Origin of the sequence: Atlantibacter hermannii (assembly GCF_009907385.1) — a bacterium.
GTDB lineage: Bacteria > Pseudomonadota > Gammaproteobacteria > Enterobacterales > Enterobacteriaceae > Atlantibacter > Atlantibacter hermannii_A.
Window position 1 is genome coordinate 114056 of sequence record NZ_JAAATR010000112.1, and the last position, 19929, is coordinate 133984.

General features: G+C 56.0%; 18 protein-coding genes. 14 read left to right on the forward strand and 4 right to left on the reverse strand.

Features of this window, described 5'->3' with window-relative positions; translation table 11 throughout:
• The first annotated feature begins 41 nt into the window (after nt 1-41).
• The 7 genes from ampG (at nt 42) to GV764_RS20890 (ending at nt 8305) form a co-directional block, all read left to right on the forward strand.
• Nucleotides 42-1517 (forward strand): muropeptide MFS transporter AmpG, encoded by a 1476-nt coding sequence (gene ampG, locus GV764_RS20860; RefSeq protein WP_161661917.1) that lies wholly within the window; start codon nt 42-44, stop codon nt 1515-1517.
• A 491-nt stretch (nt 1518-2008) separates the two neighbouring features.
• Nucleotides 2009-2947, forward strand: a complete 939-nt coding sequence (cyoA, locus tag GV764_RS20865; RefSeq protein ID WP_161661919.1) for a cytochrome o ubiquinol oxidase subunit II — start codon at nt 2009-2011, stop codon at nt 2945-2947.
• Between the two features lie 19 nt (nt 2948-2966).
• Nucleotides 2967-4958, forward strand: coding sequence for a cytochrome o ubiquinol oxidase subunit I (gene cyoB, locus GV764_RS20870; RefSeq protein ID WP_125294068.1), 1992 nt, complete (start codon nt 2967-2969; stop codon nt 4956-4958).
• On the forward strand, nt 4948-5568 hold the full coding sequence (locus GV764_RS20875) for a cytochrome o ubiquinol oxidase subunit III (RefSeq protein ID WP_161661921.1): 621 nt from the start codon (nt 4948-4950) through the stop codon (nt 5566-5568). Before cyoB ends, GV764_RS20875 begins: the two co-directional genes overlap by 11 nt.
• Nucleotides 5568-5897 (forward strand): cytochrome o ubiquinol oxidase subunit IV, encoded by a 330-nt coding sequence (locus tag GV764_RS20880; RefSeq protein WP_125294066.1) that lies wholly within the window; start codon nt 5568-5570, stop codon nt 5895-5897. The genes GV764_RS20875 and GV764_RS20880 overlap by 1 nt, the downstream gene beginning before the upstream one ends.
• Before the next feature lie 11 nt (nt 5898-5908).
• On the forward strand, nt 5909-6796 hold the full coding sequence (gene cyoE, locus GV764_RS20885) for a heme o synthase (protein ID WP_161661923.1): 888 nt from the start codon (nt 5909-5911) through the stop codon (nt 6794-6796).
• Nucleotides 6797-6937: 141 nt separating this feature from the next.
• Nucleotides 6938-8305: an MFS transporter gene (locus GV764_RS20890; protein WP_161661925.1), complete on the forward strand. Its 1368-nt coding sequence runs from the start codon at nt 6938-6940 to the stop codon at nt 8303-8305.
• Between the two features lie 25 nt (nt 8306-8330).
• On the opposite strand, the gene GV764_RS20895 is transcribed toward GV764_RS20890, so the two are convergent.
• The gene (locus GV764_RS20895) at nt 8331-8822 is read right to left on the reverse strand and encodes a YajQ family cyclic di-GMP-binding protein (RefSeq protein ID WP_161661927.1); all 492 of its coding nucleotides are present in this window, start codon (nt 8820-8822) and stop codon (nt 8331-8333) included.
• Nucleotides 8823-8936: 114 nt separating this feature from the next.
• Between GV764_RS20895 and panE the strand changes: the two genes are divergently transcribed.
• Together panE and yajL are read left to right on the forward strand one after the other, a co-directional pair.
• Nucleotides 8937-9851, forward strand: a complete 915-nt coding sequence (gene panE, locus GV764_RS20900; protein WP_161661929.1) for a 2-dehydropantoate 2-reductase — start codon at nt 8937-8939, stop codon at nt 9849-9851.
• The gene (yajL, locus tag GV764_RS20905; RefSeq protein WP_161661930.1) at nt 9811-10401 is read left to right on the forward strand and encodes a protein deglycase YajL; all 591 of its coding nucleotides are present in this window, start codon (nt 9811-9813) and stop codon (nt 10399-10401) included. The genes panE and yajL overlap by 41 nt, the downstream gene beginning before the upstream one ends.
• 12 nt (nt 10402-10413) lie before the next feature.
• Here yajL and GV764_RS20910 read toward each other — a convergent pair whose 3' ends face one another.
• Genes GV764_RS20910 through GV764_RS20920 form a run of 3 tightly spaced genes read right to left on the reverse strand, consistent with a single transcriptional unit; the run spans nt 10414 to nt 14108 of the window.
• Entirely contained in the window at nt 10414-11214 is an 801-nt protein-coding gene (locus GV764_RS20910) for a DmsC/YnfH family molybdoenzyme membrane anchor subunit (protein ID WP_161661932.1), read from the reverse strand.
• 9 nt (nt 11215-11223) lie between these two features.
• Nucleotides 11224-11772 carry a 4Fe-4S dicluster domain-containing protein gene (locus tag GV764_RS20915; protein ID WP_201743289.1) on the reverse strand — a complete coding sequence of 183 codons (549 nt, stop codon included), beginning with the start codon at nt 11770-11772 and terminating at the stop codon, nt 11224-11226.
• A 2-nt stretch (nt 11773-11774) separates the two neighbouring features.
• Complete coding sequence (locus tag GV764_RS20920) at nt 11775-14108, reverse strand: molybdopterin-containing oxidoreductase family protein (RefSeq protein WP_161661934.1); 2334 nt, start codon at nt 14106-14108, stop codon at nt 11775-11777.
• Nucleotides 14109-14278: 170 nt separating this feature from the next.
• Between GV764_RS20920 and GV764_RS20925 the strand changes: the two genes are divergently transcribed.
• The 5 genes from GV764_RS20925 to GV764_RS20945 all read left to right on the forward strand — a co-directional run bounded on the left by GV764_RS20925 (nt 14279) and on the right by GV764_RS20945 (nt 19801).
• A complete protein-coding gene (locus tag GV764_RS20925; protein WP_161661936.1) occupies nt 14279-14971 on the forward strand; it encodes an IclR family transcriptional regulator in 693 nt (230 codons plus the stop codon).
• Between the two features lie 114 nt (nt 14972-15085).
• Entirely contained in the window at nt 15086-16747 is a 1662-nt protein-coding gene (locus GV764_RS20930; protein WP_161661938.1) for a Mur ligase, read from the forward strand.
• Between the two features lie 7 nt (nt 16748-16754).
• Nucleotides 16755-17456: a cysteine protease LapG gene (gene lapG, locus GV764_RS20935; RefSeq protein WP_476561229.1), complete on the forward strand. Its 702-nt coding sequence runs from the start codon at nt 16755-16757 to the stop codon at nt 17454-17456.
• A gap of 9 nt (nt 17457-17465) precedes the next feature.
• Nucleotides 17466-19409, forward strand: a complete 1944-nt coding sequence (locus GV764_RS20940) for a LapD/MoxY N-terminal periplasmic domain-containing protein (protein WP_161661940.1) — start codon at nt 17466-17468, stop codon at nt 19407-19409.
• Nucleotides 19410-19459: 50 nt separating this feature from the next.
• Entirely contained in the window at nt 19460-19801 is a 342-nt protein-coding gene (locus GV764_RS20945; RefSeq protein WP_161661942.1) for a tryptophan synthase subunit beta, read from the forward strand.
• Nucleotides 19802-19929 lie beyond the last annotated feature (128 nt).

Genomic DNA, 19929 nt, shown 5'->3' on the forward strand with positions numbered 1-19929 from the left:
TGGACTGAGAGGCCCGGCTTGCCGGGCCTTGTATTTTCCCGATGCCCAATCACTATCTGCGTATTTTCCAACAGCCTAAATCAGCCGTTTTGCTGATGCTGGGTTTCGCTTCCGGCCTCCCCCTCGCCCTGACGTCCGGTACGCTTCAGGCCTGGATGACGGTCGACAATATCGATCTCAAAACCATTGGTTTTTTCTCGCTGGTCGGCCAGGCCTACGTGTTTAAGTTTCTGTGGTCGCCGGCGATGGATCGCTATACCCCGCCGCTGCTGGGTCGCCGCCGCGGCTGGCTGGTCATTACTCAAGTTCTGCTGCTGATCGCGATTGCGGCCATGGGTTTTCTTGAGCCTTCCACGCAGCTGCGCTGGATGGCGGCGCTGGCGGTCATCATCGCGTTCTGCTCCGCGTCCCAGGATATTGTTTTCGACGCCTGGAAAACGGACGTACTGTCGGCGCAAGAGCGCGGCGCGGGCGCGGCGATCAGCGTGCTGGGGTATCGCCTGGCGATGCTGGTTTCCGGCGGTCTGGCGTTATGGCTGGCGGATCGCTGGCTCGGCTGGCAGGCCACCTACTGGCTGATGGCCGCGCTCCTGATCCCATGCATCATTGCGACGCTGCTGGCCCCTGAACCCAGTGACGCGATCCCGGTGCCCAAAACGCTCCAGCAAGCAGTGGTGGAACCGCTGCATGACTTTTTTGGCCGCAACAACGCCTGGCTGATTTTGCTGCTGATCGTGCTGTACAAACTGGGCGACGCTTTCGCCATGAGCCTGACCACCACGTTTTTGATACGCGGCGTGGGGTTTGATGCCGGTGAAGTCGGCGTGGTGAATAAATCGCTTGGCCTGCTGGCCACGATTATTGGCGCGCTGTACGGCGGGGTGCTGATGCAGCGCCTGACGCTGTTCCGCGCGCTGCTGATCTTCGGCATTTTGCAGGGGGCCTCTAACGCCGGTTACTGGCTGTTGTCGATTACCGACAAGCATATGGTGACCATGGCCAGCGCGGTGTTTTTCGAAAACCTGTGCGGCGGGATGGGAACGGCCGCGTTCGTCGCCCTGCTGATGACGCTGTGTAATAAATCGTTCTCGGCGACCCAGTTCGCGCTGCTCTCTGCTCTGTCGGCGGTAGGACGCGTTTACGTCGGGCCGGTGGCGGGCTGGTTTGTGGAAGCCCACGGCTGGCCGACGTTTTACCTGTTCTCGGTGATCGCCGCAGTGCCGGGCATCCTGCTGCTGCTGGTGTGCCGCAGGACGCTGGAATTTACCCAACAAACCGAAACCTTTATGCCGCGCACAGTGTATGCGGGCGCGTACCGGATGGCGCTAAAGGTGCTGATGGTCAGCGGCGTTGTCCTGCTGGTGTGGCTGGGCGTGCTGATCGCCAATGCGTTACACCTCACCCGGTTGCCGGTTGAGACGGCGCTGTTTGAACTGGGGATTGCGCTGGCGCTGAGCGGGATTCTTGCCGGTGCAGTGTTGGATTTCCTGGCCCTCAAAAAAACAGCGCAGCGCTAATTTCGCTTAAATAATGAACGTTATTTTTCGTTATTTTCCGTGGTAATCACGGAGGGTAATGAAAATAACGTTAGCCGGCAGAAAATTAACGGCAAAAAATTGTTTTTTTGTGCCCTTAAACTTCTGGAATTTATAAACCGAAAAAAGCGCAATAATTTCCCTTTATCGATTCAGCCCTTGCAAGATTAATTTTGCGTGAACTAATTGTCCCATATTTGATATATTTTTGTTAAGTTTTTGTATATCATTCGAATTGGTTATACCAATTATCCGGCATAAAAAATTTAACAATCCTGATTTGTTATAACGGCCGCCAGCCCGCATTTTTGCTGTATATTTGAAATAAGTTGCAACATCTGTGATAGGCATGGCAGAACCCGGTAACACCTCGCTGACACTATGCCATTAATGTTTACAGTGTTGTAACCTTCCCGTAAAATGCCGGCACACTTTAACCGCCACCAGAATCCCCCCTGAATTGAGGTCGTTAAATGAGACTCAGGAAATACAATAAAAGTTTGGGATTGTTGTCATTAATCGCGGGTACTGTATTACTCAGTGGCTGTGATTCTGCGCTTCTCAACCCAAAAGGACAGATTGGACTCGAGCAACGTTCGTTGATACTGACCGCCCTCGGGCTGATGTTGATCGTCGTTATCCCTGCCATTGTGATGGCGATCGGCTTTGCCTGGAAATATCGGGCGACCAACAAGGATGCGAAATACAGCCCCAACTGGTCACACTCTAACAAGGTCGAAGCGGTTGTCTGGACCATTCCTATCCTTATCATTATCTTCCTCGCCGTACTGACCTGGAAAACCACGCACTCGCTTGAGCCCAGCAAACCGCTGGTGCACGATGCGAAGCCGGTGACCATTGAAGTGATCGCGATGGACTGGAAATGGTTCTTCATCTATCCGGAGCAGGGTATCGCGACGGTGAATGAAATCGCTTTCCCGGCCAATACCCCGGTGGAATTCAAAATCACCTCTAACTCGGTGATGAACTCCTTCTTTATTCCGCGCCTGGGCAGCCAGATTTATGCGATGGCAGGCATGCAGACCAAGCTGCATCTTATCGCCAACGAAGCTGGCACCTACGACGGCCTTTCCGCTAACTACAGTGGTGCAGGTTTCTCCGGCATGAAGTTCAAAGCTATCGCGACGCCGGACAACGAAACCTTCAACCAGTGGGTGGCTAAAGCGAAGCAATCGCCAACTGTCATCAACGATATGGCGACCTACGAGAAGCTGGCAGCCCCAAGCGAATTTAACAAAGTCGAATACTTCTCCAGTGTTAAACCGAATCTGTTTGTCGATGTGATCAACAAATTCATGGGACACGGGAAAAGCATGGACGTGACTCAGTCGGAAGGGGAGCACAACGCTCACGAAGGCATGGACATGAATCACGCGGAAACCTCTCACTAAGGGGCCGAGGAATAATACGATGTTCGGAAAACTTACACTGGATGCAATTCCGTACCATGAGCCGATTATCATGGTTACGGTGGCTGCGATTATCGTCGGAGGCGCGGCGTTACTGGCAGCCATCACTTACTTCGGTAAGTGGTCATATTTATGGAATGAGTGGCTTACGTCAGTAGACCACAAACGTCTGGGTATCATGTATATCCTGGTGGCGATTGTGATGCTGGTCCGTGGTTTCGCCGACGCCATTATGATGCGTACCCAGCAGTTGCTGGTGTCCGCCGGCGAAACGGGCTTCCTGCCGCCGCACCACTACGATCAGATCTTTACCGCCCACGGCGTTATTATGATCTTCTTCGTGGCGATGCCGTTCGTTATCGGTCTGATGAACATTGTTGTTCCCTTGCAGATCGGCGCACGCGACGTGGCCTACCCGTTCCTGAACAACCTGAGCTTCTGGTTCACGGTGGTTGGGGTCATCCTGGTGAACGTCTCCCTGGGGGTCGGCGAATTCGCCCAGACCGGCTGGGTGGCGTATCCGCCGCTATCGGGCATAGAGTACAGTCCCGGCGTGGGGGTCGATTACTGGATCTGGAGTCTCCAGCTTTCCGGTATCGGTACGACGCTGACCGGTATCAACTTCTTCGTGACGATTCTGAAGATGCGTACCCCGGGCATGACGATGTTCAAAATGCCGGTCTTCACCTGGGCGTCACTGTGTACTAACGTACTGATTATCGTCTCGTTCCCGATTTTGACCGTCACCATTGCGTTGCTAACCCTGGACCGCTATCTGGGCACCCATTTCTTTACCAATGATATGGGCGGCAACATGATGATGTACGTGAACCTGATCTGGGCCTGGGGCCACCCGGAAGTGTATATCCTGGTGCTGCCGGTGTTCGGCGTGTTCTCTGAAGTCACCTCGACCTTCTCCAGAAAACGTCTGTTCGGTTACACCTCGCTGGTATGGGCAACGATTGCGATTACCGTTCTGTCGTTCATCGTTTGGCTGCACCACTTCTTTACCATGGGCAGCGGCGCGAACGTGAACGCCTTCTTTGGTATCACCACGATGATTATCGCCATCCCGACCGGGGTGAAGATCTTCAACTGGCTGTTCACCATGTACCAGGGCCGTATTCAGTTCCACTCCGCGATGCTGTGGACCATCGGCTTTATCATCACCTTCTCTATCGGTGGGATGACCGGGGTACTGCTGGCGGTACCGGGCGCGGACTTCGTTCTGCACAACAGCCTGTTCCTGATTGCGCACTTCCATAACGTCATCATCGGCGGTGTGGTATTCGGTTGCTTTGCCGGTATGACCTACTGGTGGCCGAAAGCCTTCGGTTACACCATGAACGAAACCTGGGGCAAACGCGCTTTCTGGTTCTGGATCATCGGCTTCTTCGTGACCTTTATGCCGCTGTACGCCATGGGCTTCATGGGTATGACCCGTCGCGTCAGCCAGGACATCGACCCGATGTTTATGCCGCTGATGGTTGTCGCTGAAATCGGCGCGCTGCTGATTGCCTGCGGTATCCTGTGCATCGTGATGCAGATTTTCGTCAGCGTCCGCGACCGCAACAAAAACCGCGATCTGACCGGTGACCCGTGGGGCGCGCGTACCCTGGAGTGGGCTATTGCTTCTCCGCCGCCGTTCTATAACTTCGCGGTACTGCCGGAAGTTCACGAGCGCGACGCGTTCTGGGAAATGAAAGAAAAAGGTGAAGCCTACAAGCAGCCTGCGCACTATGAAGAAATTCATATGCCGAAAAACAGCGCTGCGGGTATCTATATCGGCCTGTTCAGCACCATCTTCGGTTTCGCCATGATCTGGCATATCTGGTGGCTGGCGATTATCGGCTTCGCCGGCATCGTGATCACCTGGATTGCGAAGAGCTTTGATGAAGACGTGGATTACTACGTACCCGTTGCCACCATCGAAAAACTGGAAAACCAGCATTTCGACGAAATTACCAAAGCAGGGCTGAAAAATGTCAACTGAGACCATTAATGACGCGCTGGCCCATGGCAACCATGAACATGGGCACCACCACGATGCAGGAGCCAATAAAGTATTCGGCTTCTGGATCTACCTGATGAGCGACTGCATTCTCTTTGCATGTCTGTTTGCGACTTATGCCGTTCTGGTGAACGGCACTGCCGGGGGACCGACCGGTAAGGACATTTTCGAACTGCCGTTTGTGCTGGTTGAAACTTTCCTGCTGCTGTTCTCCTCCATCACGTATGGCATGGCGATGATCGCCATGAACAAAAACAACCAGGGCCAGGTCATGTCGTGGCTGGCCCTGACCTTCCTGTTTGGCGCAGGCTTCGTTGGGATGGAAATCTATGAATTCCATCACCTGATCGCAGAAGGCTGGGGCCCGGATCGCAGCGGCTTCCTGTCCGGCTTCTTCGCGCTGGTCGGCACCCACGGTCTGCACGTGACCTCCGGTCTGATCTGGATGGCTGTGATGATGATTCACGTCTCCCGTCGCGGCCTGACCCATAACAACCGCGCCCGCCTGATGTGCCTGAGCATGTTCTGGCACTTCCTGGACGTGGTCTGGATTTGCGTATTCTCTGTAGTCTATCTGATGGGGGCGATGTAATGAGTCATTCTACCGATCACGCTGGCGCTCATCACGGCGGCGTCAAAACCTACCTTATCGGGTTCATCCTGTCAGTGATTCTGACCGTGATCCCGTTCTGGATGGTGATGAGCGGCACCGCCTCTCAGGGCACGCTTCTCGGTGTGGTTGTGGCAACAGCCGTGGTACAGATTCTGGTTCACCTGGTGTGCTTCCTGCACATGAACGCCTCCTCTGAAGAGCGCTGGAACCTGGTGGCCTTTGTCTTTACGTTGCTGATTATCGCAATCGTAGTGGTAGGTTCTATCTGGATCATGTGGAGCCTTAACGAGAACATGATGGTTCACTAAGAGCGGCACGTATGATTAAGCAATACCTGCAAGTCACGAAACCAGGAATTATTTTCGGCAATTTAATTTCTGTCATTGGGGGATTTTTGCTGGCCTCGAAGGGCAGTATTGATTATCCCCTGTTCATTTACACGCTGTCAGGCGTATCGCTGGTAGTGGCTTCGGGTTGTGTTTACAACAATGTCATTGACCGTGATATCGACCGCAAGATGGAAAGGACGAAAAACCGGGTGCTGGTTAAAGGCCTGATTTCGCCGAACGTAACGCTGGTTTACGCCACCTTGTTGGGTATTGCTGGCTTCATGCTGCTGTGGTTTGGCGCGAATCCGCTCGCCATGTGGCTGGCCGTAATGGGCTTTGTGGTTTATGTCGGCGTTTACAGCCTGTACATGAAGCGCAACTCCGTTTACGGCACGCTGATTGGTAGCCTTTCCGGCGCTGCGCCGCCGGTGATTGGCTACTGCGCGGTCACCAACGAGTTTGATACCGGCGCGCTGATCCTGCTGGCTATCTTTAGTCTCTGGCAGATGCCGCATTCGTATGCGATTGCTATCTTCCGTTTCAAAGATTACCAGGCGGCGAACATCCCGGTTCTGCCGGTTGTAAAAGGGATTTCGGTCGCGAAAAACCATATTACGCTGTACATCATCGCGTTCGCCGTGGCCACGCTGATGCTCTCGCTGGGCGGTTATGCCGGATATAAATATCTGGTGGTGGCTGCGGCAGTGAGCGTCTGGTGGCTGGGCATGGCGCTGAAAGGCTACAAAGTGGAAGACGACAGAGTGTGGGCGCGTAAGCTGTTCGTGTTCTCCATTGTCGCGATTACCTCGTTGAGCTTTATGATGTCCATCGACTTTATGGTGCCCGACTCGCATAATCTTTTGACTTACGTCTGGTAATTTCCAAAAAGGGTGCTACGGCACCCTTTTTTAATAACGCCTTCCTCGCTTAATCCCTGTAATATTCGCCCGACATCCGGTAATTTACCCTCCCCCCTCTCGCTCTGCTGAACGAGTGCTGGTTTTTCATCTGAGGTGGTAATGAACGACAATAAAATGACCCCGCTTGAGCGACGCGCAACGTGGGGCCTGGGAACCGTTTTTTCGCTCCGAATGTTGGGCATGTTTATGGTGTTGCCGGTTCTCACCACGTATGGCATGGCGCTTCAGGGCGCCAGCGAAGCCTTAATCGGCCTGGCGATTGGCATCTATGGCCTGGCGCAGGCGGTGTTTCAAATTCCTTTCGGCCTGCTATCCGACCGTATTGGCCGTAAGCCGTTAATCATCGGCGGGCTGGCGATCTTTGTGCTGGGCAGCGTGATTGCGGCGATGACCGACTCGATCTGGGGTGTCATTTTAGGCCGTGCGCTACAGGGTTCCGGGGCGATTGCCGCTGCGGTGATGGCGCTGCTGTCTGATTTAACCCGCGAGCAAAACCGCACCAAAGCGATGGCGTTTATCGGCGTAAGTTTCGGCGTCACCTTTGCTATCGCCATGGTGATTGGGCCGATTGTTACCCATGCGCTGGGTCTGCACGCGCTGTTCTGGATGATCGCGATTCTGGCGACGCTGGGGATTTTGCTGACGCTGTGGGTGGTTCCCAACAGCGAAAACCACGTGCTCAACCGCGAATCGGGCATGGTGAAAGGCTGCTTCAGCAAAGTGCTGGCCAACAAAAAATTGCTCAAGCTGAATATCGGCATTATGTGCCTGCATATTCTGCTGATGTCGACCTTTGTCGCCCTCCCCCACCAGCTGGAAGCGGCAGGTTATCCGGCTGCGGAGCACTGGAAAATTTATCTGGTCACCATGCTGATCGCCTTTGTGTCGGTGGTGCCGTTTATTATTTACGCCGAAGTGAAGCGCCGCATGAAGCGGGTGTTTGTATTCTGCATCATGGTCATCGCCATTGCCGAAGTGGTGCTGTGGGGCGCAGGCCCGTTATTGTGGCAGCAAATCCTCGGCATCCAGCTGTTCTTTGTGGCGTTTAACTTAATGGAAGCGCTGCTGCCGTCGCTGATCAGTAAAGAATCCCCGGCGGGCTATAAAGGCACGGCGATGGGCGTTTACTCCACCAGCCAGTTTTTAGGCGTGGCGATTGGCGGCTCGCTCGGCGGCTGGCTGGCGCAGTATTTCGATACCCAAACGGTGTTTTTAGCCGGCGCGCTGCTGGCGGCGCTGTGGCTGATGGTGGGCTTTACCATGGAGGAACCGCCTTACGTCAGCAGCATTCGCGTCGAACTGCCGGAAGACGTACCGGCCGATGAAGCGCTGAAAGCGCGGCTGTTAGCCAAAGCGGGGGTCAGCGAAGCGGTGGTGGTGCCGCAGGAGCACAGCGCTTACGTCAAAATCGACAGCAAAGTCACTAACCGATTTGAAATTGAACAGGTCGTTAAAGGGCTGGCATAAAAAAGGCCGGTTACCCGGCCTTTTATCAATCACGGAAGTTTTTAAACTGGAACGGCTGGCCTAAATCGCCGCCGCGCACCAGCGCCATCACGGCCTGCAGATCGTCGCGCGACTTACCGGTGACGCGAATCTCTTCCCCCTGGATCTGCGCCTGCACTTTCAGCTTGCTGTCTTTAATCAGCTTAACGATTTTCTTGGCAATGGTGGATTCGATGCCCTGCTTCAGTTTGGCGTCCACGCTCCAGTTTTTACCGCTGTGCACGAACTCTTCCGGCACCTCGATAGAACTGCCTTCAATCCCGCGCTTCAGCAGCTTGGCGCGCAGAATATCGATCAGCTGATTAACCTGGAAATCGGACTCGCTCAGCACCTTAATGGTCTGGTTTTTATCGTTCAGTTCGAATTCCGCCGTCACGCCGCGAAAATCGAAACGTGACTCAACTTCGCGAGTCGCATTGTCCACTGCGTTGCGAACTTCCTGAAGATCGACTTCAGATACGATGTCAAAAGATGGCATGTTTTGTTCTCCCTCTCTCTGTGTGCGTTGCATAATACCCGCAACGTTGTATAAAACAACACGTATCAACCCCAGGACAAAACCGCCTGGCACGACGGCAGGTGAGGAGAAATCATGAAAATTACCGTACTGGGATGTGGTGCATTAGGGCAACTCTGGTTAATCGCGCTGTTACGACAGGGCCATGAGCTTCAGGGCTGGTTGCGGATCCCCCAGCCTTTTTGCAGTATAGACCTCCAGGATACCGACGGAACCATCTATAACGAATCCATCATCGCCAACGATCCTGACTTCCTTGCGCAGAGCGATCTGCTGCTGGTGACGCTTAAAGCATGGCAAGTCTCGGACGCGGTAGCCCCGCTGGCGAAAATCCTCCCCGCCACCAGCCCCATTGTGCTGCTGCATAACGGCATGGGCACGCGTGAAGAACTGGCGCGGATCGCGCAGCCGCTGTTGATGGGTGCCACCACCCACGCCGCCCGGCGCGACGGCAGCGTGATCACCCACGTCGCCAACGGCATTACCCATATCGGCCCGGCCAATCCGCAGGGCAAGGATTACAGCGACCTGGCGGAACAGTTGCACCAGGCTTTGCCGGATGTGGCGTGGCATGACGATATTAATGCCTCGTGCTGGAAGAAGCTGGCGGTGAACTGCGTGATCAACCCGCTGACCGCCCTGCTCGACTGCCCGAACGGCGAGCTGCGCCATCATCCGGATCGGATCGACGAAATCTGCCAGGAGGTCGCCCTGGTCATGGTGCGCGAGGGTTATCACACCTCGCCGGAAAGCCTGCGCTATTTCGCCGACCAGGTGATCGACAGCACCGCAGACAATATTTCCTCGATGCTGCAGGACATCCGGATGCAGCGCCATACTGAAATTGATTACATCACGGGTTACCTGCTGCGCCGCGCCCGCGCCCACGGGCTGGCGCTCCCCGTTAACAACCGGCTTTATGAACGCGTTAAGCGAAAGGAGAGTGAATATGAGCGCATCGGCACTGATCTGCCTCGCCCCTGGCACTGAAGAGACCGAAGCGGTCACCACCATCGATTTACTGGTGCGCGCCGGTATTGCCGTGACCACCGCCAGCGTCGCCAGCGATGGCGACTTGACGATTGTCTGTTCGCGCGGCGTGAAGCTGCTGGCGGACGCGCCGCTGGTGGAAGTGGCCGACGGCGATTATGACGTGATTGTGCTGCCCGGCGGCCTGAAAGGCGCGGAGTGCTTTCGCGACAGCCCGCTGCTGGTGGAAACAGTGCGCCAGTTCCATTTATCCGGACGGCTGGTGGCGGCGATGTGCGCTTCGCCGGGTACGGTGCTGATCCCGCACGATCTGTTTCCGCTCGGCAATATGACCGGTTTTCCGGGTCTTAAGCAGACTATCCCGGAAGAGAAATGGATGGAGAAACGCGCCTATTACGATGACCGCGTCAAACTGCTGACCAGCCAGGGGCCGGGCACCTCGATAGATTTCGCGCTGAAGATCATCGACCTGCTGGTGGGCAAAGAAAAAGCCGCCGAAGTGGCGGCTCAGTTAGTGCTGGCGTCGGGTATCTATAACTACCGCGACTGAATGCCGTGCGCCCTAAAACCAGGGCGCACCGCTCATCACGTTGCTGTAAAACAACATCCTGCCGGCAATCTCGCCGGTCAATACCAGGGCAATGGCCAGTACGCCAGCCCACGCGGCAAACTTACCGTGGCGCAGCATGGCGAACACCGCCACGCCGATGGCGAGGCTCGCCAGCAGTTGCCACCACAGCAGCAGGCTGGCCGCATCTGCCCCGGCGATGCGATAGCGCAAGACCAGCGCGCAGGCCACCACCGCCACGCCAGTAATCACCCCAATCCGCAACCGACGCGCCACTTCGCTGCCCCACAGCCTGGCGAAGACCGCAATCGAAACAAACCCCAGCAGCAACGCGCAGCCGATAAACGCCAGCTGCGTCGCCGGGCTATGCCACAGCGGGTGCAGCACCATCTGGTAATACACCTGCGAGCTCACCAGGATCGCGGCAAACCCGGCCAGCACGGCAAGCATCCCCACCAGGGTAGCGACGCGGGCGTTGAAATTTATCCATACCATCAGCAGCCATAACGTCGTCAGCACGTTGAGCAGGAAAAACGCCACCACTTCGCGGCTCAGCCAGGAGTGCCCGAGGCCATACAGCGCGCGCGGCGCACCCATCGGCGCGCCGAGGTGCGCGATGGACGCCAGCGAGCCGATGACCGTCACCAGCCAGACAAACAGCGCGACCCGCTTTAGCACCTGCGGCGCGAATACCGGCACGGCGCGCTGCTGTCCAGCCACGACGGCCAGCAGCGCGCCAATGCCCCACTGGGTCAGCACCGTGAAAAATACCAGCGGCAGTTCGAAATGTTCCATAACTCCTCCTTACTCGTCCGCCGGAATAATCACCACGTTGGGGTGGCTGATGTTGTGGTCCGGCATGTAATAGCGCTTTTCCACCAGCGCCCAGTCGGTCTGATGCTCGGCGCGCAACTGCTCGATCTCGCCAAAGCGCAGCACGCCGCCCGGGCAGGATTCGACGCAGCGCGGCTTCATCCCCTGATCGATATACTCGGCGCACATGTTGCATTTGCTGGTTTTGCCCTCTGCCGGATCGAACACCGGCGCGTTGTACGGGCAGGCCATAATGCACATGCGGCAGCCGATGCAGCGGTCGTGATCCTGTACCACAATGCCGTCCGGGCGCTTGGTATAGGTGCCTGCCGGGCACACTTTCATGCACTGCGGATCGTCGCAGTGGTTGCAGGACATGCTGATAAATCCCTGCGTATTGGGATTATCGCTGTTGAACTCGCGCACCCGCCGCCACAGCACGCCGGGCGGGTTATCGTGTTCCGACTTACACGCCATGCTACAGGTCTTGCAGCCGTAGCAATTTTTAATGTCGATGAGAAATCCGTATTGTTTCGCCATGATTAAGCCTCCCTTTTCACATCGACCAGCGTGCTGTTGCAGCAGTGCCCGTTACTGAGCAAATCCACCTGATCGTTGGTCACATGGCTGCTGCTGCCGCCCTGCTGTTCCCACCAGCCGTTTTCCAGCGATACCACGCCTTTTTTGATATGGGTGGTCACGTCGGCAATGGCGCGGTGCTCGCCGCGATGGTTAAACACCGTTACCCAGTCGCCGTGCTGAATGCCCCGGCGCTGCGCATCTTCCGGATGGATCATCACGTTCGGCTTGTCGCGCTGAACTTCCAGTATCCAGGGGTTCATGCCGTGGCTGGAGTGTACGCTGCGCGCCAGTTTGCGCTGTACCGCAAACAACGGATATTTCTGCGCCAGCTCCGGCGAGCCCTTCACCGATTCGCTGACCTGCATCCAGGTCACCACCGGGGAGAATTTCTTCTGCTGCCACTCCTCAATAAACAGGTTGGCTTTTTTGGTGGTAGTGCGGAACACGCCGTCTTTAAACGGGATCCAGTCCCCTTCTACCGGGCGCACCGGGCCTTTCGCCAGCATTTCGCGAGTGATGCCGGAGCCTTTGAGGCAGGCGTCGATGTAGTGCTCAATCGGCTGGTTAAACACCTCGCCGAATCCAAAGCGCTCCGCCAGACGGGCGAAAATCCAGTAATCCGGTTTGGCTTCTCCGGGCGGCTCGACGGCTTTTTCCATCAGTTGGACGTAGTGGCTGCGCACCCCGGCCATCAGGCTGACGTCTTCAAAAATCGTGGTCACCGGCAGTACCAGGTCGGCATACAGCGCGGAAGAGGTCATCAGGTTATCGGCGACCACCACAAACGGCACTTTCCTGAACGCTTCGCGCACCATATTGGTGTTGGGCAACTGCGTCATGGCCCCCATGGTCATGTTCCACCAGAATTTAATCGGGTTAGGCTTACCCTGAACAATCCATTCACCGATCTTCGATACCGGGATCGGCGGGATTTTTTTAGCGTTCGGCGCAGGCGGAATAATCGGCGAGAACTTCGCCATCTGGCGCGCGCCGCCGGCATCGCATACCCCTGCCCCACGTTTGCCGATGTTGCCGGTGATCAGCGCCAGGTAGAACTGGCTGGCGGCAACGTAGGTGCCAAATTCGGTACGCTGAGCGCCGGACATGTTCTGGACAATCATCGACGGCGTGGTGCTGGCGTAGTCGCGAGTCAGCCGAATAATAGTGTGCCCGGGGATCTCGGTTTCCGCGCTCACCTTTTCCAGCGTCCAGGGCTTCGCCTGCTGGTAAATTTCGCTCATCACCGTGGTGAACGGGCTGTCCGGCGGCAGCTCCTCATTGAACAGTGCCGGAACAATCCCTTCGGCGTCATGGCGCACCAGGGTTTTGCTGAGGGTATCGAACACCAGATAACTGTCGACATCCTCCGCAGACTGGCGCATCAGCTTCTGATTGTTATCCACCAGATATACCGCGCCGGTATGGGCCCGCAGGAATGGCGCGTCGTAGCGCTGCTCCTCGACGATGATTTTGATCATCCCCAAGGCCAGGGCGATATCGGTGCCGGGCACAATCGGGATCCACTCGTCCGCTTTGGCGGCGGTTTCGTTGAAGCGCGGGTCGATCACCACGATCCGCGCGCCGTTTTTCTGCGCCTGCGCGTAGTTTTTCCAGTAAGCGTGCATGGTGACCGCCGGGTTGTTGCCCCAGCACAGGATAAAGCGGCTGTCTTTAATCGTATCCCGGGTGTCGGCGTAGCGCAGCCCCAGCATCGGCGTCATTGACGCGGTAACCGCGGCGCAGCACAGCGAGCCAATCTGCTTCGTGGAGCCGCCGAGATAGTCGAAAAACGCCTTGCCCATATCGTTCTTGATGGAGTCCATATTCCCGGCATGGGTGGTGATCAGCAGCCCCTCGTTGCCCTGTTCGGCAATGACGGTGCGGATCTCTTTTTCGATGCGATCCAGGGCTTCATCCCAGCTAATCGGCTTAAATTTGCCTTCGCCTTTTTCACCGGTACGCAGCAGCGGCTGAGTCAGGCGTTGGGGGTGATACACCCATTTGGTACGGCTGATCCCGCGCAGACAGCATTTCACGTTGAAGTCTTTGCTTGCCTCGATCTTCACCAGACGATCTTGCCAGACATACGCCGTCAGGTTGCAGTGCAAACACTCCATCGCGCAGGTTGAGCGATAGGTTTTGTAATCAGACAGTTTCAGGGGGACGCGGCGCAGCGGTTCCGCCTGCGCGGTGCCTGAGGTAAAAAAACAGGGGCTGAGCGAGGCAAGCCCAACCACACCCAGCCCTTTTAAAAGGGTTCTTCGTTTTAAACGATATTGACTCAATGCTTCCATGATGAATCCTCCAGTGGTTCACCATTAGTGAACCACGGTACACCAATGGTGTACTTGAGGATTATCAACGAATACTCATTTTAGGGTATCTGCATATTCTGTTTCATCGTCATCGCCTGAACGCAAATGAAAGATGGTAAACTGCGGTGCGAAAATTAAGAGGCCGTTATATGACAGATAATGTACAGGGTGTGAATTCCGTTGATATCGCCGTCGCCATTCTTAATTACATCGCCAGTCAACGTGGATGCGCTCGCGCCAGCGCCATCGCCAGCGGCTGCGATTTGTCGAAGAGTCGCTTACATAAATACCTGGTTTCGCTGTCGCGTACCGGCATGCTGCGCCAGGATGAAAATGGTCAATACTGCCTGGGCGAAACATTAATCAAACTGGCCGATGCGGTGCCCGGTCATCAGGATGTCATCAGCGTGGTGAACCCGGTGCTGTGCGATTTCCGCGATCGCATGAATTACTCCACCGGCGTCGCTATTCCAACATCAGAAGGCCTGGTGCTGCGTCACTATCACCGCAGTTTTAAAAACGTGGATATCGATTTTCTCGACAATACCCCGGTGCCGCTGGATGCCAGCGCCGCAGGGCTGATTTTTAAGAGCTACGGCGTTTACCCCTCCCCCAGCGCTGAAGAGCGCGTGCAGATTGAACGGGTGCGCCAGCAAGGCTACGCGGTGCGCTACAAGCCCACCCACGGCATTCCCGGCGCGCAGTCTATCGCCTGCCCTATCCGCGATAGCCGCGGGACGCTGGTCGCCATCGGCGTCACCATGGGCTTTTTTGATAATGACGACGAGATTTTCCGGGTTGCCCGGGAATTAAAAAGCGCATTAAGCCAGATTCATTTATAGCGGACATATTTGAAGAAACCGCGTTGTGTTATAACCTCCATCAATAATTAATGAAAATAGATGCCGTAATACAGCGGCGCATTCCCCTGACTTTCGGCGCGACAAGGAGTAACCGTGTCATTAAGTGTATTACTGGAACAGGCGCGTCCGGCAATTGAGCCGTGCACCCGCGCCCTGCCTGCGCCGTTTCCCGCTTATGTCCTGTTTTTCAGCGCCTCCACGGGGAAGGAGCGCGCAGACATTCATATCGCGCGCGGCGCTACGTTTGCTGAAGCCTGGCTGGATGGCGCGGCGGCTTTACAGCGTCTGCGCCATAAAAGCAATAAACAGTACATCTGGCTACGTATTGACGCCGTAAATAAAACCGAAGCGCTGCGCTGGGATGTATTAAAAGAAAAGCTCAGCAAAACCAAGCGCAACTATTTCCGCTTCGGCCTGAGTTTTGACAGTGAGTTTACCCACGCCATCCTCGAACAGGAAATCAACGCCAACGCGCTGCTGTATCAGGGAACCGAAGGCGTCGCTACGCCCAACGCCACTAATCTGGCGCACTATTCCCGCTACCGCTACGGCGTAAAACTCGACTGGCCGCAAAGCGATGAGCACGTGCTGTGGCGCTTTACCACCCAGGGCGTATTTTGCGAAGGGGATAAATGCTATTCGCTGACGCCCCAGGGCCGCCATTCCGGCTATCGCCAGTTACTGCGCTGGCAGCAGTCGCTGGCGCCGATGATCCACAGCGCCACCGATTATCTGGCGCGCCAGGTGAAAACGTCGGGCCGCTACCATTACGGCTGGTTTCCCTGTTTTGACCGCGCGATCCCGACTTACAACACCCTGCGCCACGCCAGCTCGACCTACGCGCTGCTGGAAGGCTGGGAAATGACCCGCGACGCCGCGCATTTCAACGCCATTCAGCGAGCGCTACAGGATCTCTCTGGCGAGCTGATAAAAACGTATCCCTTGCCGGGCGGCGGCGAGGCCGATTTCCTGGTGGATACCGGCGATGAGATCAAACTCGGCGGCAACGCGGTAACGATCCTGGCGATGGCAAAATACACCGAGCTCACCGGAGACCGGCGTTATGTGGAGCAAATGATCCGGCTGGCGAACGGCATCGCTTTTATGCAGCGCCCGGAAACTGGCGGGTTTGTACATGTTTTGCACGCGGCGGATCTCTCCCTCAAAGCCGAACAGCGGATTATCTATTACGATGGCGAAGCCGCGTTCGCCCTGATGCGGCTATACGAACTGACTCAGGATCCGCAGTGGCTCAGCATCGTCGAAAAGGCGGTGGATCATTTTATTGAACAGATGCACTGGCAGGCGCATGACCACTGGCTGAGCTACTGCATTAATGAACTGACGCGCTACCGCCCGCAGGAACGCTATTACCAGTTCGGGCTGGATAACGTGCGCGACCACCTTGATTTTGTGCTTAACCGGGTAACGACGTATCCGACGCTGCTGGAGCTGATGATGGCGGCATCGCATATGATTGCCCGGCTCGCTGAATCCGGGCATCGCCACCTGTTGGAGGGATTCGATCTCGACAAATTCAATCTGGCGCTGGAAACCCGTGCCAGGTACCTGGCGAACGGCTTTTTCTGGCCGGAACTGGCGATGTTCTTTAAGAACCCGGCGCGCATCGTCGGCAGCTTTTTCATTCGCCATCACAGCTACCGGGTGCGGATCGATGACGTGGAGCATTACCTTTCCGGCTATGTCGCGTACTACAAATACCGGCATAACCTTATGACGCCACGTCACGGTTAATCACGTGATGACCGCTATTTTCTCAGCGCTTCCCGGAGCCCGCTGGCGGCGACACGGCCTGCCCTGCTGGCTGGCCCTGTTGCTGATGCTGTCGCCGGGGCTGGAAGCCGACTGGGATTTCATCGCGATTGATAACAGCACCCAACGGCTGTACGGCGTCGCCACGCCGCAGGCCCAGCGGCGCATTGACGACTGGGCGGCCCTGCTGAAAAACCCGCCGCCAGGCGACGTGCGGGAAAAGCTCCGTCAGGTGAATCAGTTTTTTAATAAGCGTCTGGAATTTAAGGACGATATTGTGGTGTGGCGTCAGCAGGATTACTGGGCGACACCCATCGAATTTTTGCGTAAAGGAGCCGGCGATTGCGAAGATTACGCCATCGCCAAATATATCACTCTGCGCGAAATGGGGGTCCCGGCGAGCCAGTTGCGGATCACCTACGTTAAAGCGTTGCAATTAAATCAGGCGCATATGGTACTGACCTGGTATCCGACCCCGAATGCCATTCCGTTGGTGCTTGATAATTTAAAAGACGCCATCTTACCCGCGACCCAACGCCCCGATCTGCTGCCGGTTTATTCCTTCAACGGTGAAGGAATGTGGCTGCCGCAGGCTGGCAGCAATAAACGCGTGGGTGACAGCAAGCGTCTTTCCCGTTGGCAAGATCTTCTGACCCGAATGCGTGCAGAAGGATTTGTGATTAATGAATAGGAAGTAGCCATGTCCTTATACAAACAGCTACTGATCGGTATTTGCCTGTTCACGCTGGTGATTTTTGGTGGGAATTTCTTCGTCTCGCTGGAAAGCTCGCGTGAACAATACCGAAACCAGTTAAGTGCTCATGCTCAGGATGCCGCCACCGCGTTGGGCGTCTCGTTAACCGCCAATATCGACGACCCGACCATGGTGGAACTGATGGTGAGTTCGATTTTCGACAGCGGGTATTTTTCCCGCATTCGGGTTATCGATATTAAAACCGGTCAGGTCATCCAGGAACGCAGCGACGCACCGCAAAGCGCCGATGTGCCGGGCTGGTTCGCCGACCTGGTGCGTATCAACCCAGGCCAGGGCGACGCCATCGTTTCACGCGGTTGGGAGCAGGTAGCGCGCGTGGAAGTGGTCAGCCATCCGATGTTCGCGCTGAGCCGATTGTGGGACAACACCATCGGCAGCCTGATCTGGTTGATCAGCTGTAGCGTACTTGGCCTGCTGGGCGCGATGCTGCTGCTGCGCCGACAGCTGCGCCCGCTCAACTATATCGTCGAACAGGCCACCGCCATCAGCCGCCGCGAGTTTCTTAATCTTCCTGCCCTGCCGAAAACGCCGGAATTCCGCCGGGTCATTGAAACCATCAATATGATGGTGACTCAACTGAAGGCGCTGTTCAACGAGCAAGCCCAGCGCACCGAAGCCCTGCGCCAGGAGGCTTATCACGACAGCCTGACCGGCCTGAGCAACCGCCGCGCTTTTGATATTCATCTACAATCGCGCCTTAGCGATGAAGAAAACGCGTCGGGTCATCTGATTCTGATCCGCTTGCAGGATCTGATGGGCCTGAACCAGCGCATGGGCGGAGCCAGGACCGATGAGCTGCTTAAAGCCGTGGCGAAAATTTTACGTAACGTTCAGCAACGCTTTTTCCACGGCGATGGGCTTCTCGCCCGGGTGCGTGGTGGGGAGTTTGCCCTCGTCGCCCCAACGATCCTTCCCCAGGAGATGGAAACGCTGATGGCCGTGCTGGCCTCACAGTTTAAAACCCTGCATGAGACCGGGCTGAGCGATGTCACCCCGGTGGCCCACTTTGCGCAGACGGATTTCTGGTATGGCGACACTTCACAGACGTTATTGGTCCGCGCCGATAACCTGCTGGCGATGGCAGAGACAGAGATGAGTTACTTCGCCAGCCAGTCCCGGGCGCTGGCGGTCATCAACGGCGACGATCACCACACCTGGTATAACCGTCTGGCGGCGGTGATGCAGTCGGAATCTTTCGCGTTGTATTCACAGCCGGTTTACCAGTGCAACTCTCAGCAGGTGGTGCTGCACCATAAAATCCTGGCGCGCATCAAAGCGGAAAACGGCGAAATTATCCCGGCGGGGCGCTTTATGCCGTGGATCCACCGTCTCGGCCTGGGCAAGCGCATGGACCAGGTGATGCTGAAACAGACGCTGCGTGAAATGGCGAAGACGCAGGATAACGTCGCTCTGAGCATCAGCGGCGAAAGCGTGGCTGACGACGTCAGCCTTGATGCGCTGCTCAGCCCGTTAAAAAGCGTGCCGCAGCTGGCTTCGCGGCTGACGCTGGAACTGGATGAAAATGAACTGCCCGACCCGGAACGCGTCAGCGCGATAATGTCCCGGCTGAAAGAGGCGGGCTGTAATCTGGGGATCCAGCATTTCGGCGGCCGTTTCCATCTTATCGGCAATCTGCCGCAGTGGGGGCTGGCGTGGATTAAAGTGGACGGCAGCTACATTCGCAATCTGAACAAAGAAGAAGATAAGAAACTTTTCATCCAGGCGATATATTGGGCCACGCGGCAGATCAATTTACCGCTGATCGCCGAGCGCGTTGAAACCATGGGCGAGCTGGCTGAACTGGAAAAAATCGGCCTTTATGGCGCGATGGGACGTTTCTTTGGCGACGCGAGCACGCTGCGCCCTTAACCCACTCGGGCAACACGGGTTGCCCGGCTCACTCGACGAAAGGAGCGAATATGCACTATATCGAACGGGATACCACAGGACGGATCATTCGGGTGGCGGCAACGCCTTTCGTTGGGATGACGGAAGAGCAGCAACACACCACGCCGGAAATCAGCGAATGGCTTAAAAAGCAGGACGCGCGTACCGCCACGCTGCTGCAACTCCAGCGCAGCGACCTGGAAATGGTCCGCGTACTGGAAGACTTAATCGAAGTCCTCATGAGTAAAGGTGTTATCAGTATTACCGATCTGCCGCATGCCGCGCAGACGAAGTTAATGAATCGCGCCCAGGCGCGTCGTCAATTAAGCGGGCTGGAAGGATTAATTAACGACGATGATGAACAGTTAATTTAACTTAGGGACTTGTAGGGATATTGTTAATTAATTTTTATTAATTATCACAAAACTACTAATTATGGTGGGCGGTTAAAATATATTCGCACCTGGCCCTTATTCATTGGGCCTTCCCGTATCCGTTCCCT

Excerpts from the sequence above, each read along its gene's own strand:
- GV764_RS20945 (WP_161661942.1), top strand. The coding sequence starts at position 19,460 with ATGCACTATATCGAACGGGATACCACAGGACGGATCATTCGGGTGGCG.
- lapG (WP_476561229.1), top strand. The coding sequence starts at position 16,755 with ATGACCGCTATTTTCTCAGCGCTTCCCGGAGCCCGCTGGCGGCGACAC.
- GV764_RS20890 (WP_161661925.1), top strand. The coding sequence starts at position 6,938 with ATGAACGACAATAAAATGACCCCGCTTGAGCGACGCGCAACGTGGGGC.
- cyoB (WP_125294068.1), top strand. The coding sequence starts at position 2,967 with ATGTTCGGAAAACTTACACTGGATGCAATTCCGTACCATGAGCCGATT.
- GV764_RS20925 (WP_161661936.1), top strand. The coding sequence starts at position 14,279 with ATGACAGATAATGTACAGGGTGTGAATTCCGTTGATATCGCCGTCGCC.
- ampG (WP_161661917.1), top strand. The coding sequence starts at position 42 with ATGCCCAATCACTATCTGCGTATTTTCCAACAGCCTAAATCAGCCGTT.
- GV764_RS20875 (WP_161661921.1), top strand. The coding sequence starts at position 4,948 with ATGTCAACTGAGACCATTAATGACGCGCTGGCCCATGGCAACCATGAA.
- panE (WP_161661929.1), top strand. The coding sequence starts at position 8,937 with ATGAAAATTACCGTACTGGGATGTGGTGCATTAGGGCAACTCTGGTTA.
- GV764_RS20880 (WP_125294066.1), top strand. The coding sequence starts at position 5,568 with ATGAGTCATTCTACCGATCACGCTGGCGCTCATCACGGCGGCGTCAAA.
- GV764_RS20910 (WP_161661932.1), bottom strand. The coding sequence starts at position 11,214 with ATGGAACATTTCGAACTGCCGCTGGTATTTTTCACGGTGCTGACCCAG.
- yajL (WP_161661930.1), top strand. The coding sequence starts at position 9,811 with ATGAGCGCATCGGCACTGATCTGCCTCGCCCCTGGCACTGAAGAGACC.
- GV764_RS20920 (WP_161661934.1), bottom strand. The coding sequence starts at position 14,108 with ATGGAAGCATTGAGTCAATATCGTTTAAAACGAAGAACCCTTTTAAAA.
- GV764_RS20915 (WP_201743289.1), bottom strand. The coding sequence starts at position 11,772 with ATGGCGAAACAATACGGATTTCTCATCGACATTAAAAATTGCTACGGC.
- GV764_RS20895 (WP_161661927.1), bottom strand. The coding sequence starts at position 8,822 with ATGCCATCTTTTGACATCGTATCTGAAGTCGATCTTCAGGAAGTTCGC.
- GV764_RS20940 (WP_161661940.1), top strand. The coding sequence starts at position 17,466 with ATGTCCTTATACAAACAGCTACTGATCGGTATTTGCCTGTTCACGCTG.
- cyoA (WP_161661919.1), top strand. The coding sequence starts at position 2,009 with ATGAGACTCAGGAAATACAATAAAAGTTTGGGATTGTTGTCATTAATC.
- cyoE (WP_161661923.1), top strand. The coding sequence starts at position 5,909 with ATGATTAAGCAATACCTGCAAGTCACGAAACCAGGAATTATTTTCGGC.